Source organism: Ruminococcus sp. zg-924 (assembly GCF_024433635.1).
GTDB lineage: Bacteria > Bacillota > Clostridia > Oscillospirales > Acutalibacteraceae > UBA7067.
Genome location: NZ_WNJZ01000009.1, coordinates 47,357 through 65,191, shown reverse-complemented (window position 1 = coordinate 65,191; position 17,835 = coordinate 47,357). Strand labels below are relative to the sequence as shown.

The window sequence follows — 17,835 nt, the reverse complement described above, 5'->3', positions numbered from 1 at the left end:
TATTATAATAACATCTCTCGGATAATTTGCAAAGAAAGCTTTGCAAAAAAGTATTGACAAATTTACTTGGCATAATAAAGGAGGACAAACATGTTTTTTTTAACCAAATTATTTAAAAGGAATAAAAGTACAGACAAGATAACAACAGACTTTGATGAAACAGGGTACACATGTTTGGGGTGCGGAAGATTTAATCCAATGGAATATTTGTTTTGTCCGAAGTGTGGATTAAAGAGATTTGAATCAAGAGCAGAACCTGTAGTGAAGGATGTCGAAAATATTGCTGAAACACCCGTTACTGATAACATTAGGAGAATGGCTGCTCTAAAAAAGATAGGATTATTACATTTGGCACATAATTTATATCAAGTGAATTTTCAATTAGAGAGCGGAAAAAGAGTTGAAATTACTCTTATGGGAATGCATAATGACGATGATGCGCTAAGAAATTTGAGGGCGAGTGGAAAATTATCCTATAATAAAACATATGAAATTATAGATTGGCCTAAGGCAAATCCAAGGATAGGTCCGGGGTTTAATCGTGTTAGCGCTTGTGTGTGTGAATTGCCGCCAAATAGAGTATATCACATAAAATCATTGCGTAGGGAAAGATTAGATCGGGAAGATTATGTAACACTATATGGCTGTCCAAATCCTAATTCTATCAATTATGATGATATTATGAACAATTTAGTTATTAAGGTAAAGGATTATGAAGAATAATGACTTTTCTCTTCATTCTTTGTTTTGGGAGGCAACACTGAACTGCAATGCAAAATGTGATTTTTGTGGCAGTAGGTGTGGTGAATACTCTGAAACAGAACCGGTTCAAAATGAGATCGATACAAAAACAATTTGCGCTTGTCTGAAAGAAATTTCGGAAGAGATGGAATCACGCAGTATAATGATAAATGTTACAGGCGGTGAACCATTGTTGCGAAAAGATCTTTTTGAAGTTATGGCTTATGCATCTCAACTTGGATTTCCATGGGGTATGGTGACAAACGGCTCTATGATAGACAGCAAAACAGTTGAAAAAATGAAAAAATCCGGTATGAAAACCATTTCTATTAGTTTGGATGGCTTGCCGGAAACGCACAATGCATTAAGAAAACTCCCGGATGGATTTCAGAGAATTAAACAGGCTGTTTCTATACTGAAGAAGGCTGACTTTCTTGATGAGGTACAGATTACTACTGTCGTAAATCATAAAAATATAGACGAACTGGAAGGATTATTTTCGGAATTAAAGTTATGGAATATCGATTCATGGAGACTTGCAATCATTGATCCTATTGGTCGGGCGGAGGATAATCAAGATTTACTATTCACAAAAGAAGACTACAATAAATATTTTGATTTTTTTGAACGGCATATGTTCAATGGACAAATTACGTTTACGACCAGTTGCAGTCATTTTTTAGGAATACGTGATAATTTGTATCGGCAACACAACTTTTCTTGTGAAACGGGAAAACATATTGCGAGTATTCTTGCAAATGGTGATATTTATGTCTGCCCTAATGTGCCAAGGATTCCGGAACTGATACAAGGAAATATTTGCAAGGATTCGTTTACGGAGATATGGAAAAAAGGGTTTTTATGGTTCAGAAAGAATGATAGACAAAAGAGCATTCATTGCCAAAATTGCGAGTATTATGGTAAATGCAAAGGTGACAGCCTTCATACATGGGATTTTGAATTAAACAAACCTAAATTTTGCTATGATAAAAGCTTTAACTTTGAACATATAAATAAGAACTGTGAAGAAAGGATAAAGCGAACCATTTTATCTTATTATCCGAAAATGAAGGGATTAAGCATCTCTTACGGCAGCAGCTCTGAACGGAAAATAATTTTTACACCATCTGCGTCAAGGGAGTTGATTACATTTTTTTCATGGGGAAGATATACTCCCAGAAATTGCTGTGAGCTACTTGCAGGATTAGCGGGCTTTATATTAGAGGATAAAACAATAGTAGTTGAATTTGTTATTCCCGGTAATCTTGAAAACCGAGGAGCAACAGTTGCAGCTTTTTCGGAGAGAAACTACAATGAGTTAGTGCAGGAAATAAATATAATAAATCAAAACTGTCCGCATAACGATTCTGATTATCAGATGTTAGGAAAAAACTTTCATCTTGTAGGGATTGCTCATTCACACCCCGGGGAATTAAGCCCCACGCTGAGTGTTCCGGATATGGAGTTGCATGAGGCTATGCAGAAGAGACATCCTGATTTTATATCATTAATTGTAAATCCACAGAAAAAAAGACTTTGTGCTTTTTTGGATTCTGCATATAGACCGATTGATGTTGAATTGTTGCTGTCTGATGAACATGAATTACAATTACTGTAAATAAAATTATCTGATATTTGGTTTTACATATTTAAAACAATGAAAAAAACTTACAATACGAAGTACTTAATGCAGGCTATTTATTATTATATACAGACAAATTTGATGGATTTGTTTGCAAGAATGGACAGAGCAATTTGCATCAATCCTGTTTCATCGAGCCACGTTGAGTGTGTAGTATTTATGTCAAAACAAAAAGATAATTTTGATACGGAGAATAAATAATGGAAATTAAAGAAAATGTGTTGAAGCATTATTTAAAAAACTGCTATTTTATTAACGGTACTGCCTATGCAGGTAAATCAACAATGTGCAAAATGCTTGCAGAAAATTATGGTATGATACATTGCGAAGAAAATTATAATATGGATACAATTTTATCTGTTGTCACACAAGAAGATCAGCCTAATCTCAGTTACTTCAACTCTAAAACAAATTGGCAGGAATATGTTAGCCGTAAACCCGATGAATATGAAAAATGGTATATAGGGACATCAAGAGAAGTAACTGATTTCGAAATTGTCGAGCTAATAAAGCTGTCGGCAAGCAATAAGGTCATTGTTGATACAAATATTCCTTGCGATATTCTTAAGAAAATATCTGACTATAACCATGTTGCAATTATGCTGTCACCGCTGTCAATTTGTGTTGAGAAATTTTTTGATAGAGGTGATGAAGACAAACAGTTTTTACTTTCGGAGATTTCCAAGTGCCCTAACCCTGAAAAAGCACTTCAGAATTTTAAGGAATGCATAGCAAGAATTAACAGTCAAAAGTATTATGATTTATTTGCAAACAGTGGCTTTTTCACGATTATGAGAACAGATACTGAAACTGACAGCCGAGCAGAAATACTTAATGAAATTGCAATTCATTTTGGACTGCAAAAAAGTTAAAGACATAAAAATTGCCCTCTCAACCATCATGGCTGGGAGGGTTTCGTGCGTCTATGCTTATCTGTTAATATCGACCTTGAGACCGGATTTCAATTCAACGGTGCAGTGATCGGGCCAGACTGTGATTTGCTTGAGCCAGCGTTTTACAAGGGTCTCGTCAAGCTCGGTAAGGTCAGCGGTTTGTGCTTTGATGAAATCCTGTAATTCTGTGATACGGCTTAGCTGTTCATCACACTGTACAGTGTCCATTGATGCTTGCTGGCGCTTTTCTCTAAGTTCAAAAATCTGGTTGGCAATCTCATCGTAGGCTTCTTTGTTGTTTGCCTTTTTGACAAGCTCCTGCTGAAGCTTCATAAGCTTTTCATCAATACCATCAGTGGTGATTGCTGCAGAAGCTCTAATGACCGATGCGATATTCTGCTGTAGCTGTTCCTGATATTTTGATTTATCACCAAGCAGTTCATTCAAGGCGGCTACTACGATTTCCTGTAGGTCAAGCTCGTTGATGGTTCTGGCGTGGAATTCAAGCCCGGTAGATTCAAGCCTGCTGATACAGCTCCAGACGATTGATTTGCTACCTCGATTATTCCAGTGAATTCTGCGGAACATTTCGCCGCAATCTCCACATATGATAATCTGTGAAAAACAGTGCTTGCAGCTGTAGCTGCGCTTCTTGCCGTTGGCACTGGTTTTGACTACTCGCCTGCGTACCAATTCTTCCTGAACTTGCATGTAAATGTCCTTTGGAATAATAGCTTCATGGTTGCCTTCCACGTAGTACTGAGGGACGATGCCATTGTTCTTCACTCTGGTCTTGCTAAGAAAGTCTGTGGTATAGGTCTTCTAAAGAAGCGCGTCACCTATATACTTTTCATTACGGAGAATCTTGTTAATGGTGCTGGTATGCCAGCGTGGTTTCCCGGCGCCTGTAAGAATACCATCTTTCTCCAACCCTGCAGCTATTTTATCCATACTGTGGCCTTCAAGGTATTCTCGGTAGATCCTTTTTACAACTTCAGCTTGTGCCGGGTCAATAACAAGGTTGCCATCTTCATCTTTGGTGTAACCAAGGAATCGGTTGTGGTTAACCTGTACTTGACCATTCTGGTAGCGGAATTGAAGTCCAAGCTTAACATTCTGGCTTAAGGACTGTGATTCCTGCTGGGCCAATGAAGCCATAATGGTAAGAAGAACTTCACCCTTGGCATCCATTGTGTTAATAGATTCCTTTTCAAAGAATACCGGTATATTCTTTCCTTTAAGCCGTCTGATATACTTCAAGCAGTCTAAGGTGTTTCTGGCAAATCGGCTGATTGATTTGGTGATAATCATGTCAATGTTGCCAGCCTCGCAATCGCTAATCATGCGATTGAATTCTTCTCTGTTTTTCGTATTAGTACCTGAAATACCATCATCGGCGTATATACCGGCAAATTCCCATTCAGCGTTCTTCTTAATATATTCTGTGTAGTGATCAACCTGGGCTTCATAACTTGTAGCCTGCTCATCGCTGTCGGTACTAACTCTGCAGTACGCCGCGACTCGGAGCTTAGGCTTTGCATCCTGTTTACGACCGGTATTACCGATTTGTCGCTTGGCTGGAATGACCATTACATTTCCCATCAAATAGCCTCGCTTTCTATTAGGTTGTATAAATACTCAGCCTGCTTTATTGGATTGTCAAAATATTTTTCAATGTCACCGATGTGAAAGAGCAGCGGTACTTTCTTTTCCGGCGGTGCCTTGTATCGGTTATCGCGCCCAAGCTTTGCTGACCTACGTTTTATTTCATCACTTGCAGAACGGAAGGTTTCTATATCGATTATTGCAGGATAGAAATCATCACCGAGATAGTGTTCATTTTGTATAATGTGCTTGACACCAGAGTGTGATACCTGAATACCGGCTTTCTTAGCTGCATTTATAAGAGAAAGGCCGCTAAGGTAATTCTTATAAAGCTGCCTAATTTTAGTGGCAGTAGGTTCATCAACTACCGCAATGCCTTTCTCGATTCGATATCCAAGTGGTATATGCCCCATCTAAATCATCTCCTTAAAAGTAAGACCACATTTCATAACAAACCCAACTTCCTGTCTGGAATAAACATGAATGTGGTCAACAAATCTCTCAAATAATTCTTCGTTATATTCATCAAGCAGTGAGCCTCGCTCTGCAAAGTGAAGTAAGCGTTCTGCCTCAAAAACCTTAGAACTGTCGCCGGTCATGGTTGCGTTGATGACATCAATGTCTGCTCTGTAATTATTGGCCTGAGCGAGAAGGGCATTTGTCTCACTGTTATATAAGACTTGGTCGATGTAGCCTTGAGCCATCAATTTTGTTAAGGTTTCACGCTGTTCTGTGTTCTGCTCCAGAAGTCGCTCCAAGTGCTGAATGCGTACGAGGCTTTCATCGCCGGAATTATTCTTCAGTGCAGCAACATAAGGTTTCAAGACTAACTTGTGGCTGTAGATTAGCTTGTTAAGAACCGTTGTAAATGCAATTTTTAAATCATCATCTCTTAAGAATAGCATGGGGCACTTTCTGGTATCGTTTAGATGTGTATTGCAGCACCAAGCCACATACTTTCCATATTTGCTGGTGTGGATTCTTCGTCTAAAGGTATTGCCACATTCTCCGCAGATAATCTTTCCGGAAAAGGCGTAACGTTGTTGACACTTTTTACTTCCACGTTTGATACCTTTTTCCGTGGCTCTCTGTGAGATAAGTGCAGCTACTGCATCAAAGTCTTCATGACTTACGATAGCTTCATGATGATTCGGCATAAAATACTGGTCGAGAAATCCATCGTTTATATGACGGTTAAAACTATCATCCGTATAGGTCTTCTGGAAAATAACATCACCAGTGTACTTCTCATTTGCAAGAATACAACGAATGCTTGTTGAGGTCCAGCGGCCACCTCTTTTAGTAGGAACACCTTCTGCATCAATCTTTTAAGCTCAGGACGCTTGTCCTTCTTAGTTCCTGTGATCCCTTCATCAAAATACAATCCTGCAAACTGCCAATCCTCACGAGAAGCAATGTAACCTTCATAATGGATTTTCTGAATATTCAAGCTTTCAATTTGTTCGTCACTTCTTGTAGAAACTCGACAATATGCGGCAACACGAAGCTTCTGCCCTTTTTTCAGCCGCATTCTGCACTTTGTCGATTTTTGTAATCTTCTTCATTGTTGGTCACCTCCCTTCGTAAGTGTATATATCACTCTAAACGCCTTGTTTTTCAAGTCATTTTTGGCATTATTTCTACATTTATTGGGGAGAATGTTTGACGATTCAAAAGCGTTAATTTGTTGAATTCTGACAAGGAAATAAGTCCAGAATTCAGAAGTGCTTTTGCTGTTTTCTGAGCATTAAAATAATCATAATCCCGCTGTATTTCCATATCTGTAATCGGAACTGGATTAATTTTTAAATGAGATTTAATATCTGTAGTTTTAAGAACAGACTTGTTTTCAGTTTGATTCATGATGTCCTCCAATCTGAACGCTACGCCTTCACTTTCCCACTGGAGAACAAAAACATATTTGAGCGGTTATTTAAAAAAATTTCGGCAAATGATTTGCGACAGAAAAACAGCTATAACATAGTTTTTGATATTCTGAACATAACAAACACTCCCGTACCAAACCTAAGTCTGATACGGGAGTGAAATTGTGTGTTGATATATTTTTGTTATCGTACTTATACGAATAGTAACTGCCGTTTACAGATGACACTCTGTATTTTGCCTTGTAGTATCCGGAGGTCTTTGCAAGGTCGTTTTCTTTTATGGGATTGACCTCCTGTGGATTTTGTGTTATATTATGAACAGTGTTCGGAAACTAAATTCAGAAACATTGTTCAAACATACAAGAAGGAGGACATATTATGCCACCAAAACCAAAAAATACACAGGAAGAAATCGCAACGGCAGCATTTAAGATTATCAAGCAGGAAGGCATCGCGGCATTGACGGCCAGAAGGCTGGGAAAAAGCTTGGACTGTGCCGCAAGCTCTATCTTTACGGTCCTTCCCAGTATGGAAGCGGTAAAAATGGCGGCACGGGAGCTGGCACTTGCGGAATTTAAGGAGTATATCAGCGATTACCGAGAATACACGCCGGCCTTCAAGCGCATCGGGATCATGATCGTGTCTTATGGCATCCACGAACCGGAACTGTTCAAATTGCTTTTTATGCAGGAGCATCCGTCGGAGATTGGATTTGCAGAATCACTGAAAGATCTGGGCGATATTCCGGAGGTGTGTCGGGAACTGATTAGTTGGGACTATGAAATGTCCCCCGAAGAAGCCGCGCTGATGTTTGAACAACTTTGGATACATGCCTTTGGCTTAGGTTCCATGTGTGCCATGCGTGTGATCCGGCTAAGCGACGAAGAAATCAGCAAACGGCTGAGCGTGATTTTCGCCGGGCTGGTAATGCTTATAAAATCAGGTAGAATTAAGGAAGTTTATATGGATGTGGAGAAGAATACAGACGGTACGTATCACGGGCGGAAACTGAACGAGCTTCCTTTTGTGCCAACTTTGGGAGAGTGAATAAGATGATTGAATTGATAATTGGAATTATTATGATGGTATCAGTTTTGTGTGCCTATATACCGCAGCCTCAATATATGTGTGAAATGACCTTTTGGTCCAATATGGCGGGAGCCGTGTTGTTTCTATCAGCCTATGTCTTGGAGAAAGTAAAGCATAAGAAGCTGCCACATATACTGTATCTTACTGAAACGGTGACAATCAGTATTGTTTTTCTGATCTCGGTAGTCGGAACATTATCAGGTATTGCACATTTCAACTTTAGTGGAGGAATGTTTTTCTGTCATGTCATCAATCCGATTCTTGTCTTCCTGTATTATGTTTTCTTGTGGGGCGAAAGGAAATTTCGGATTGCGGACTTAGCCCTATCGCCAATGTTTTTATTAGCATACTTATTGTTTGATTACATCCGCTTTTTAATTACCGGTAAGCTGGTTTATGGTATGTTCCCCGCAGACGAATTGACTTTTTGGACCGCTGTTATTATAGGGTTGATGTCCTATGTTATTACAGCCGTTTTAGGATTGGCAATTTGGGGAATATCCAAAGGGTTGAAAAACTTAGAGATATTTGACTTTAGAAAAGAGGAGATACATATGAAAACAACACCTGCCCAACGGGAGGGAAAAAGATATGACCGTTTCAGAAAGCTTTTGATTTTCTGGACGCTGTTTATTGGAATTGGCGCTGTTGCCGGAAGTGCCGGGATGCTTTTGGACCCCACCGGCAAGGCCATGGGGATGGATGCAACACTGCCGTATTTTAAGGCTTTACCCCTGGCGGATATTTTGTATCGGGATTTCGTCTTTCCCGGTATTGCTCTGCTAATCGTTAACGGCATTACAAACCTCACGGCGGCAGTGCTGCTCATCTGTAGACGGAAAATGGGCATTCAGCTCGGTATGATATTCGGTATTACGTTAATGCTGTGGATCTGCATTCAGTTTTATATGTTCCCGCCCAACTTTATGTCCACGATCTATTTTGTGTTTGGACTGCTTCAGGCGATAACCGGGTACGTATGTCTTGTTTTTTATCAGCAGGAGCAATTCACCTTTGACGAAAGCGCATACCAAAGGGTCGGAACAAATCCGAAGGAGCTGGTGGTTTACTTCTCGAGAATGGGATATGTCAAAAAGATCGCCTACGAAAAGGCCAATTCAGTGGGTGCGGATATTCTGGAGCTCAAAACCGACGAACGGGTATCCGGCACGCTTGGCTTCTGGTGGTGCGGACGGTTTGCCATGCATCGGTGGGGAATGAATATTTTGCCCTTAGATCGGGATGTTTCAAAATACGAGCATATCACAGTATGCACTCCGGTATGGGACTTTGCAGTATGTGCACCGATCAGAACCTTTTTGACCGAGAATAAGGATAGGCTGAAGCGAGTGGATTTTGTTATCGTTCACTATATGAAAAACCGGCTTACTGCGGTTGAAAAAGAACTCAGGGCGCTGTCCGTAAAGCCTGACGCATCTTGTGAAAGCCTGTGCTGCCGGATGGGAGTGGTCAAAAAAATCTATAAGGCAAGAACTTATATAGAGGAGAAAAAATAAGTGGATAAAAAGGTACTGAATAGTCTTTTCATCATAGCAAGTCTTGGATTGATAATAGCAGGCGGAATCTTCTTGTGCATTAGTATTTTTGACGGGAAAGAAACCACAACACCGTTAATAATCGCCTTGGCGTGCATTTTGTTATCAAATCTTTTTAATATATTAAGGCAAATGAATAATAAGAAAAAGTAAAGCAAATTCCGGTTTGCGGAGGATACCCTTATGAATAAGTTAATCGTATATATACACGGAAAAGGCGGCAGTGCAGAGGAAGCAGAGCATTATAAAGCTCTCTTTAAGGACTGCGAGGTAATTGGTCTTGACTATACTGCACAGTATCCTTGGGACGCAAAAGATGAGTTTCCGAGCCTATTTGACTCGATATGCGGAGATTACGAATCGGTGACGGTCATCTCTAATAGCATAGGCGCTTATTTTACGATGATTTCTTTAAGCGACAGGCGAATAGAGAAAGCGTTTTTCATCTCTCCCGTTGTGAATATGGAAAAGCTGATTACGGATATGATGATGTGGGTAAATGTAACCGAAGATGAACTCCGTCAAAAAGGCAAAATTGAAACGACCTTTGGTGAGACTCTTTCATGGAAGTATCTCTGCTATGTAAGGGAGCATCCTGCAAGGTGGACTATTCCAACCCATATTTTGTACGGTGAAAAAGATAATTTAACATCATACGAAACAGTATCCGAATTCGCAAATCAAATCAACGCAACACTTACCGTCATGAAAAGCGGAGAGCATTGGTTCCACACAGAGAATCAAATGAAATATCTTGATAACTGGATAGAGCAGTTTGCTTGATAAAAATGGTTAGCAAATAAAAGGATGACAAACAGGAAGAAAGCACCGTTTTGATATGGAGAAGCTATGGAGGTGTTGATTTATGGTCACTAACAAAAATAAATATATGATTTATTTACTTCCAATTCGCTGTGTGATTTTTGCTTTCATTTTCGTAATTGGAGCAACTATAGTAAATCAAAAATTAGATGATATATGTAATTGGTGGTCGATTATAGCCAGTGCGGTTAATGTTTTTATTATATGTATTCTCCTTTTGTTTACAAAGAAAAATAAAAGCAGTTATCGTGAATTGATCAATTATCGTAAAGGTGAGACAAAGGCTAAAAGTATTATAGGAATATCGTTATTGATTTTTGTGATTGGAATGGCCGGTATGTATGTGGCGGGATATATTTGCTACGGAGTTATTCCATACGCTGCTCCAATGATGATTGCACCCATACCGGTATGGGTGGCTGCTATAAATGTTGTTGTATTGCCTGTAACAACTGCGCTTGCGGAGGATGGGTTATATTTGGGATGCGGTGTTAACCAAATAAATAATAAGTTTTTGGCAATAACAGTTCCGGCTTTCTTTTTCGCCTTACAGCACAGTTTTATTCCAACACTATTTGATGTGAAATACATAATTTATCGTTTTATATCCTTTTTACCATTAACACTGATTTTATGTTGGTATTACTACAAGAAAAGAAATCCATTACCGATAATGGTTGGGCATGCTCTTATTGATGTCATAACAGCAATGCAAATTCTTGCAACATCTGCTATTCCGGGGCTTTATGAAATGATGTGCAGAATGTAGATTTATTCGATAATATAGAATTTGGAATTAGATGTTCAGGTAGAAGAAAGGGAGTATTAATATATTCAAATAAACATAAGCGCTGTCAAGTAAAATGCTCGACAGCGTTTTTCCTTATTCTTGCCCCTCAACCTTTCTGTATAGTCTGAAATAAAATGCCCTCTGCACTATGCGGAGAGCGTTTGCTTTATACTTATTATTATCATACTTGCACACCATGTCTTATCCGAAATTTTCTTTCAGCTTTTTCAAAAACAGCTCTGCAATTGGAGAAAACACCTGATATTTCTTCCAGATGATGTACATACTTGTTTCGAGGTCAGGCTTGATCGGTCGAAAGCACAAACCGCTTTCTTCGTTCGTGTTTATCAGATGCTCAAAGGTAAGCAGATAGCCCAGCCCCTCTTTCACAAAAACAGAGCCGTTATAGGCGAGATTTACCGTTCCTGCGAAATTCAGCTTGTCCATGTTATCTCCACACCAACGAGGGAAATCCACACGGATAGATTGCTCCGAACAAAACAGCGGCAAACCGTAGAGGTCATCAAAGGTTACATACTCTTTCTCTGCAAGCGGTGAGTCACGGAGCATAACAAGTCCCCATTTGTCGCACTCGGGAATGGTGAGATAGTTGTATTTTGATAGATTCGGAGGCTCAACGATTACGGCAAGATCGAGGATACCCCTGTCAAGACGTTCGGCAACAGGCTCGGTATCTCCGCTGAAAATGTGAAAGATAAAGCCCGGGTACTGTTCCTTGAAACTCTTGATACTCCGCGCCAAATATTTGATAAGATAGCTTTCTGCACAGCCTATGCGTATCTCTCCGCCGATGATGTTATCAAGCTGGCTGAACTCCTCGGCGGTCTTATCCACCATAGCAAGTATATCCTCGGCTCGCTTGCGTAAAAGCATACCCTCGTCATTGAGGTGCATGCTCTTGTTTGTGCGAATAAACAGCTCGTGACCAAGCTCCTCCTCCAGCTTTTTGATCTCCTTTGAGAGTGACGGCTGCGAGATGTGAAGCCGCTCGGCTGCCCTTGTCATGTTTTCCTCTCTTGCAATGGCTAAAAAGTAGCGTAATACCCGTATTTCCATAGTAAACCTCCGATAATATCTATTATCAATATATCCGATTTTGTTATTCCTGTCAAGAATGGCAAGCAATTCTAAATAGGTATTTTACATATCAGATAATCTGTATTATACTAAAATTACCGAAAAGAACAGAGGTGAGAATATGGCAAACGCAGCCGACACGAAAGCTGTCATAACTGAAAATCTGCTTGATATGGGTCTGGACGAGAACAGCATATCGAAATGCCTGACTATGATCGAAAACGGACAGTACATTGCGCTTGATCGCTTTCTGAAAGCCTATCGTCAGACGCTTCTTGACAGCGTTCATAAGTGCAATGACCGCATCGACTGCCTTGACTACTTCACCTACACAATGAGAAAAAACGGAGGTATCTGAAATGAAAGACGAAATGCTGACTTTAACAACTGAATGGGACAAGACCTTCCAGAAATCCGACAAGGTTGACCACAAGAAAATTACATTCCACAACCGCTACGGCATAACTCTCGCCGCTGATATGTATATTCCTGAAAATACAAGAGGAAAGCTCCCTGCTATCGCTGTCTGCGGACCGTTTGGTGCGGTCAAGGAGCAGTGCAGCGGTTTGTATGCGCAGACACTTGCGGAGCGTGGTTTTCTGACAATCGCTTTCGACCCCTCGTTCACGGGCGAAAGCGGCGGTATTCCTCGCTATGTCGCATCGCCCGACATCAATACGGAGGACTTCTCCGCAGCCGTTGATTTTCTTTCCATTCAGGAAAATGTTGATGCTGAGCGTATCGGAATCCTCGGTATTTGCGGTTGGGGAGGTATGGCGCTCAATACCGCAGCTCTGGACACCCGTATCAAAGCTACGGTCGCATCGACTATGTACGATATGACGAGGGTGAACGCAAAGGGATATTTTGACAGTGAGGACAGCGAGGAAAAGCGCTATGAGAAAAGGGTCGCTATGAATGCACAGCGTATCAAGGACTATGTAAGCGGTGAATATGCGCTCGGCGGCGGTGTTGTAGATCCTTTGCCGGAGGACGCACCTTATTTTGTCAAGGACTATCACGCTTACTACAAAACCGAAAGAGGTTATCACCCCCGTTCTCTTAACTCCAACGGCGGCTGGAACGTTACAGGCTGTATGTCGTTTATTAATATGCCGATCTTACAGTATAGCAAAGAGATTCGCTCCGCAGTTATGATAATGCACGGCGATAAGGCACACTCCTTCTATTTTGGTAAGGACGCTTATGAGAATATGATAAAGGACAGCAAGTTCTCCGATAATAAACAGCTTCTTGTGATTGAGGGTGCTTCGCATACCGACCTGTATGACGGCGGTGATGGAAAGGTCATCCCGTTTGACAAGCTTGAGGCGTTCTATCATGAATATATGAAATAAAACAATTATGGAGGAAACAACGATGACAACGGAGGAATTTCTTGCATTTATGAACAGTGGTTATCAGGTCACGGCGGAGAGTGATGTTCACCGTATTATGCACCGGTTAAGTCAGGACGCTATCCGTATTACAATGGAGATTAATAACCGCTATCATACTCCCGATGAGATCAATTCGCTGATGTCTGAACTTGTCGGTGAGCCTGTGGATGTCGGGTTGTTTCCTCCATTTTATACGGACTGTGGTAAAAATATTCATCTCGGCAAGGGCGTGTTCATCAATGCAGGCTGTAAGTTTCAGGATCAGGGCGGTATCTATATAGGTGACGGGGCACTGATCGGTCATAACACGGTGCTTGCAACTCTGAACCACGGACTTCTCCCTGAGCAGCGGCACGATCTTATACCTAAGCCAATTCGCATCGGCAAGAATGTATGGATAGGCTCTAACTCTACAATTTTGTCGGGTGTGACTATCGGGGACAATGCGATCATTGGTGCAGGCTCGGTAGTAACAAAGGACATTCCCGAAAACATGATAGCGGTAGGCAGCCCTGCAAGAGTGATAAGGAGTATATATGATTAGAAAATCAAGATTTACAGCTATTTTGGCTTCTTTTTTGATGTTGTTCATGACCGCCTGCGGCAATTGCTCCGAAGATAGCTCGGCTGTAACGGTACAAAGTGAAAGCTCTGCTGTTATGATACAAAGTGAGAGTACAGATAAAGCTGCGACGGATTCCGTCACGTCCACTAAACAGGAGGAAACAACTGCCGAACAGGAAGAATAAAAGAAGACTGATGGTATGCAGATCACAATAGGAGAACAGCACTTCACAGTCACATTGAGGAATAACGATACCGTCAAGGCTCTGATAAAAATACATGCAAAAAGGAGCAATCTACGAAAGATTACTCCTTGAGTTTTAATTTATAGATAAACTGAAAGTTTCTGTTTACTTATCTTAAAGTATCTGCAAATATCCGTTTTAACACATCGGTAGGAATATCTTGTTTTAGGAAAATCTGCAACATTCCTTTAGGAGTTACTTTATAATCAACTAAAACATCCTTATATTCCAACACAGCATTTGCTTCAATGTTAATATGGTCTTTAAATGGAATAAGCCTTACAAAAGGCTCCCCCAAATAATAACTTGGCAGTTTTTGCCCACAGCGTTTCTTCTGGTTCACTCGAAACGCTATCATAAATTAGCTGTCTCAAAGCATTATGCATTTCAATAACTTCACGAGGATACTTCTCTAAATATTCTTTTACTAGCTCATTCATTCGAATCGCCTCCTAAACTGTATATCACCGTTCATATATCGCTAGGAAAGAAGTTATTTTTCCGTGAGTATATTCTCCTTCAACTAAGCCAAATTCAGGATCATAATATTTACCGTCAAATAACAATGTCCAATGCGTATAACCAGCATTTGTATGAACAGTTAAAATAGAATATTTATACGGAACTGGATTTTTCTTTGAAATGCGAGTATTTCTTTCAGCATGATTTATTTTATAAAAGTCCAATGCTTCTATCAGTTGACCTATACTTGTTGGTCCATCTGTTCTCATTGCCTGTATCACTTCTTCAATATTTTTTCCTGTAATCATAGCAACACATGCCTGACCACATGTCGTACTTGTTGGTTGCATAATAAGTTCCATCATCTTCTCCATTCTAATAAATTTATTTTAAAGGGGTAAATAAATTTGCATATCCGACAGAATCAACATGAATACATACTTCCATATATGTGGTATTATCTTTTTCATATACATACTCAAAACATGACAAGTATTCTCCACTTACATTCTCCTTAAATCCATTTGCATTTAGATATTCTAATACCTTTTTATATGCATTGGGGATATATTCAAATGCTCTTGCAAATGGGTCACAAATCGTTATGCATGCATATTTAGCAACTCCTTGACTTGCAATTTCCACCCCACCACACTTTGGTTCAAATCCATCTGGTAATATGTAAGCAGCCACATAACCTCTTAATCCAAAACGATTTTGTTGTTCTGCCGATACAAAAGGGAAATCCCATCCTATTCGTTTGGGCTTATAATTTGTATATGAATTTAACCCACTTGATTCAGCCCATCTATCCATATAAGCGTGTACATCATCTTCTGGATTGTACGAAATAATTACATACCGTCCCATGCGAAATCCAGGAATTTCTTTAACTGTAACCTCTGAATAAACATCCTTTCGTTTATCCATATCTTCTTTCAAGAGTTCATCAATCTTGCAATGAAATATATTCCCTATTTCTATAAGTTTCGTTATTTCAGGATATGCCTGATTCATTTCCCATTTAGAAATGGTTTGTCTTGAAACAGAAAGCCTTTCTGCAAGTTCCTCTTGCGTAATATCATTTACCTTACGCAAATATTGAATATTGTCTCCTAAAGTCATTCTAAACACCTCCTGTTTCATAATCATAACAATAATAGACCGATTATTGAACCAACTTGTTGGTGCTATTATACCAGTGCTTGCAACCACTGGTTGCAAAATACCAAACCACCTTGTATAAAATCAAAACATACTGTAAAATTCCGATTTATCAACAAGTTAATTATATCATACCGCTCAAACAATCTCAATCTTTTTCAAAGTAATCAAACGCCATACGGAATAACATCGTCAATAGTAACCTTTCGCTTTGGTTTTGTGATGCCGTTGTACTGCTTATGACACTCCCACAAGTCAAGCAGAAGTCCAAATGGCATAAGGCACACTTCACTCTGTGACAGATTGAGGTGCGCTATGCCGTAATAGAGCAGTCGGGTAAATAGCTCCTCGTCACTTACCCGACTGCTGTTTCTATTAGATTTCGCTGTACTGCGTGTTGTCCACAGCTTCCATCCATTCATTGGAACCGTTCTCGCCTGGTACTTCTATCGCCAAATGAGAAAACCAACTGTCAGGAGCAGCTCCATGCCAGTGTTTGACACCCGTGGGAATGTTGATAACATCGCCCGGATGCAGCCGCTGTGCTTTTTTGCCCCATTCTTGATAGTAACCTTCACCTGCTACGCAGACGAGGATCTGCCCACCGCCCTTGTCAGCATGATGAATATGCCAGTTGTTGCGGCAGCCCGGTTCGAAGGTTACGTTGAAAATGCCGACTTGCTCCGTAGACAGTGGTGCAAGGTAGCTCTGCCCGATAAAATACTGTGCAAAGCCGTCATTGGGCGCACCGATAGGAAATACCATCTGAGCGGCATGGGCAGTCTTTGCGTCTGTTTCGGATGCTTCCTCTTTCCACACATCTTTTGCCAAGCGGAAAACTGCCCAAGCCTTTGGCCAGCCTGCATAAAAGGCAGCATGTGTAATAATCGCTGCGGCTTCTGCTTTGGTCACACCGTGCGCCTTTGCGTTTTCCAAGTGATAATTCAGCGACGAATCGGTAATACCGGATGCCATCAGTGCCACCATAGTAACAATGCAGCGTGTTTTCAGGTCAATGTCCTGATTGTTCCAGTTCTCTCCGAACAGAACATCATCGTTATAGTGTGCAAACTCCGGCGCAAAGTCACCGAGCTGCACCTTTCCTGCGGTTTGTACGATTTTTTCACTCATATTCAATTCTCCTATCTTATTTAATATTGTTAAGTTTAATCCATACTTCTGCTTTATTTTTCCTGAATATCTAAACCGAGTCCGTTAATCCATTCCACCATATCGTCACGGGAAGAATTGCTTGCAAATCTTGTTCCGGTAATCCAGTTTACGCCGGTGGCAAGAGGCTGAATACTGCTGTCATTATGCCCGCTGCTTCCTGAGGTGCTGAAGGTAACAACGGTCTTTCCCGAAAAGTCATAGCTTTCCATAAAGGTGCTGACGATTCTAGGAGCTTCGCCCCACCAAATCGGATAGCCGATGAAAACAATATCATAATCCGCCATATTTTCCACACTGCCGTTGATTTCAGGACGGGTGCCCGGATCATTCATCTCTTTTGTGGAACGGCTGTTTTTGTCACCGTAGTCAAGGTCGGCAGAGGTGTAAGGCTGTTGGGGAACGATCTCATAAAGTTCGGCATCCATAGCGTCTGCCGCATATTCTGCAAGCTTTTTTGTCGTTCCTGTTGCGGAGAAGTAAGCTACCAGCACTTTTTTCCCTGTTTCGGCATCATCAGGTTGAGAGTCTGTCGCCCCACTCGCCGAAGTGTTCGACGATTCTGTTTTGTTTTCGTTTGTGCTTGCTGTACTGTTCTGAGAGCTGCTTTCCGACGGATTGTTGCTGTTCCCTGCACAGGCGGCAAGGGAAAGCACCATTAGAATTGATAAAAGTATCGGTATAATCTTTTTCATTGTACAAAATCCT

The 17,835-nt window shown here is 40.6% G+C and carries 23 protein-coding genes and 1 pseudogene; 12 read left to right on the top strand and 12 right to left on the bottom strand.

Annotation, left to right across the window (positions count from 1 at the left end; all coding sequences use genetic code 11):
* Positions 1 to 90: 90 nt before the first annotated feature.
* The 3 genes from GMA13_RS05790 (at position 91) to GMA13_RS05780 (ending at position 3,255) form a co-directional block, all read left to right on the top strand.
* Complete coding sequence (locus GMA13_RS05790) at positions 91 to 723, top strand: hypothetical protein (RefSeq protein WP_255883560.1); 633 nt, start codon at positions 91 to 93, stop codon at positions 721 to 723.
* On the top strand, positions 713 to 2,359 hold the full coding sequence (locus tag GMA13_RS05785; protein ID WP_255883561.1) for a radical SAM/SPASM domain-containing protein: 1,647 nt from the start codon (positions 713 to 715) through the stop codon (positions 2,357 to 2,359). The genes GMA13_RS05790 and GMA13_RS05785 overlap by 11 nt, the downstream gene beginning before the upstream one ends.
* A 224-nt stretch (positions 2,360 to 2,583) precedes the next feature.
* Positions 2,584 to 3,255, top strand: coding sequence for a hypothetical protein (locus GMA13_RS05780; RefSeq protein WP_255883562.1), 672 nt, complete (start codon positions 2,584 to 2,586; stop codon positions 3,253 to 3,255).
* A gap of 57 nt (positions 3,256 to 3,312) precedes the next feature.
* Here the strand turns inward: GMA13_RS05780 and GMA13_RS05775 are convergent.
* The 5 genes and pseudogenes from GMA13_RS05775 to GMA13_RS05755 all read right to left on the bottom strand — a co-directional run bounded on the left by GMA13_RS05775 (position 3,313) and on the right by GMA13_RS05755 (position 6,744).
* Positions 3,313 to 4,878, bottom strand: a pseudogene (locus GMA13_RS05775) (recombinase family protein).
* Complete coding sequence (locus tag GMA13_RS05770) at positions 4,878 to 5,294, bottom strand: recombinase family protein (RefSeq protein ID WP_255883563.1); 417 nt, start codon at positions 5,292 to 5,294, stop codon at positions 4,878 to 4,880. The pseudogene GMA13_RS05775 and the gene GMA13_RS05770 overlap by 1 nt, the downstream one beginning before the upstream one ends.
* A complete protein-coding gene (locus tag GMA13_RS05765) occupies positions 5,295 to 6,143 on the bottom strand; it encodes a recombinase zinc beta ribbon domain-containing protein (RefSeq protein ID WP_255883616.1) in 849 nt (282 codons plus the stop codon).
* Positions 6,065 to 6,412 (bottom strand): recombinase family protein, encoded by a 348-nt coding sequence (locus GMA13_RS05760; protein WP_255883564.1) that lies wholly within the window; start codon positions 6,410 to 6,412, stop codon positions 6,065 to 6,067. Before GMA13_RS05760 ends, GMA13_RS05765 begins: the two co-directional genes overlap by 79 nt.
* A gap of 86 nt (positions 6,413 to 6,498) precedes the next feature.
* The gene (locus tag GMA13_RS05755; RefSeq protein ID WP_255883565.1) at positions 6,499 to 6,744 is read right to left on the bottom strand and encodes an SHOCT domain-containing protein; all 246 of its coding nucleotides are present in this window, start codon (positions 6,742 to 6,744) and stop codon (positions 6,499 to 6,501) included.
* Positions 6,745 to 7,145: 401 nt separating this feature from the next.
* Here GMA13_RS05755 and GMA13_RS05750 point away from each other — a divergent pair, with 401 nt between their 5' ends.
* The 5 genes from GMA13_RS05750 to GMA13_RS05730 all read left to right on the top strand — a co-directional run bounded on the left by GMA13_RS05750 (position 7,146) and on the right by GMA13_RS05730 (position 11,003).
* Entirely contained in the window at positions 7,146 to 7,814 is a 669-nt protein-coding gene (locus GMA13_RS05750) for a TetR/AcrR family transcriptional regulator (protein ID WP_255883566.1), read from the top strand.
* A 5-nt stretch (positions 7,815 to 7,819) separates the two neighbouring features.
* Positions 7,820 to 9,373, top strand: coding sequence for a hypothetical protein (locus GMA13_RS05745; RefSeq protein ID WP_255883567.1), 1,554 nt, complete (start codon positions 7,820 to 7,822; stop codon positions 9,371 to 9,373).
* Positions 9,374 to 9,565, top strand: a complete 192-nt coding sequence (locus GMA13_RS05740; RefSeq protein ID WP_255883568.1) for a hypothetical protein — start codon at positions 9,374 to 9,376, stop codon at positions 9,563 to 9,565.
* Positions 9,566 to 9,595: 30 nt separating this feature from the next.
* Positions 9,596 to 10,195: a carboxylesterase gene (locus GMA13_RS05735; RefSeq protein ID WP_255883569.1), complete on the top strand. Its 600-nt coding sequence runs from the start codon at positions 9,596 to 9,598 to the stop codon at positions 10,193 to 10,195.
* A gap of 82 nt (positions 10,196 to 10,277) precedes the next feature.
* Positions 10,278 to 11,003: a CPBP family intramembrane glutamic endopeptidase gene (locus tag GMA13_RS05730; RefSeq protein ID WP_255883570.1), complete on the top strand. Its 726-nt coding sequence runs from the start codon at positions 10,278 to 10,280 to the stop codon at positions 11,001 to 11,003.
* 222 nt (positions 11,004 to 11,225) lie between these two features.
* Here the strand turns inward: GMA13_RS05730 and GMA13_RS05725 are convergent, their stop codons facing one another.
* Complete coding sequence (locus GMA13_RS05725; RefSeq protein WP_255883572.1) at positions 11,226 to 12,101, bottom strand: LysR family transcriptional regulator; 876 nt, start codon at positions 12,099 to 12,101, stop codon at positions 11,226 to 11,228.
* A 142-nt stretch (positions 12,102 to 12,243) separates the two neighbouring features.
* Here GMA13_RS05725 and GMA13_RS05720 point away from each other — a divergent pair, with 142 nt between their 5' ends.
* From GMA13_RS05720 to GMA13_RS05705, 4 genes are read left to right on the top strand one after another with little or no spacing between them, the layout of a single operon-like run.
* On the top strand, positions 12,244 to 12,480 hold the full coding sequence (locus GMA13_RS05720; RefSeq protein ID WP_255883574.1) for a hypothetical protein: 237 nt from the start codon (positions 12,244 to 12,246) through the stop codon (positions 12,478 to 12,480).
* 1 nt (position 12,481) lies between these two features.
* The gene (locus GMA13_RS05715) at positions 12,482 to 13,480 is read left to right on the top strand and encodes an alpha/beta hydrolase (RefSeq protein ID WP_255883575.1); all 999 of its coding nucleotides are present in this window, start codon (positions 12,482 to 12,484) and stop codon (positions 13,478 to 13,480) included.
* Positions 13,481 to 13,502: 22 nt separating this feature from the next.
* Positions 13,503 to 14,066 (top strand): sugar O-acetyltransferase, encoded by a 564-nt coding sequence (locus tag GMA13_RS05710; RefSeq protein ID WP_255883576.1) that lies wholly within the window; start codon positions 13,503 to 13,505, stop codon positions 14,064 to 14,066.
* Positions 14,059 to 14,271 carry a hypothetical protein gene (locus GMA13_RS05705; protein WP_255883577.1) on the top strand — a complete coding sequence of 71 codons (213 nt, stop codon included), beginning with the start codon at positions 14,059 to 14,061 and terminating at the stop codon, positions 14,269 to 14,271. The genes GMA13_RS05710 and GMA13_RS05705 overlap by 8 nt, the downstream gene beginning before the upstream one ends.
* Before the next feature lie 323 nt (positions 14,272 to 14,594).
* Here GMA13_RS05705 and GMA13_RS05700 read toward each other — a convergent pair whose 3' ends face one another.
* The 6 genes from GMA13_RS05700 to GMA13_RS05675 all read right to left on the bottom strand — a co-directional run bounded on the left by GMA13_RS05700 (position 14,595) and on the right by GMA13_RS05675 (position 17,822).
* Positions 14,595 to 14,771, bottom strand: a complete 177-nt coding sequence (locus tag GMA13_RS05700; RefSeq protein WP_255883578.1) for a hypothetical protein — start codon at positions 14,769 to 14,771, stop codon at positions 14,595 to 14,597.
* A 24-nt stretch (positions 14,772 to 14,795) separates the two neighbouring features.
* Positions 14,796 to 15,155: a hypothetical protein gene (locus GMA13_RS05695; protein ID WP_255883579.1), complete on the bottom strand. Its 360-nt coding sequence runs from the start codon at positions 15,153 to 15,155 to the stop codon at positions 14,796 to 14,798.
* A gap of 22 nt (positions 15,156 to 15,177) precedes the next feature.
* Positions 15,178 to 15,918, bottom strand: coding sequence for a helix-turn-helix transcriptional regulator (locus GMA13_RS05690; protein WP_255883580.1), 741 nt, complete (start codon positions 15,916 to 15,918; stop codon positions 15,178 to 15,180).
* Between the two features lie 206 nt (positions 15,919 to 16,124).
* The gene (locus tag GMA13_RS05685; protein WP_255883617.1) at positions 16,125 to 16,379 is read right to left on the bottom strand and encodes a hypothetical protein; all 255 of its coding nucleotides are present in this window, start codon (positions 16,377 to 16,379) and stop codon (positions 16,125 to 16,127) included.
* Positions 16,333 to 17,088, bottom strand: coding sequence for a carboxymuconolactone decarboxylase family protein (locus tag GMA13_RS05680; RefSeq protein ID WP_255883581.1), 756 nt, complete (start codon positions 17,086 to 17,088; stop codon positions 16,333 to 16,335). Before GMA13_RS05680 ends, GMA13_RS05685 begins: the two co-directional genes overlap by 47 nt.
* Before the next feature lie 53 nt (positions 17,089 to 17,141).
* Entirely contained in the window at positions 17,142 to 17,822 is a 681-nt protein-coding gene (locus GMA13_RS05675) for a flavodoxin (protein WP_255883582.1), read from the bottom strand.
* Positions 17,823 to 17,835: the final 13 nt, after the last annotated feature.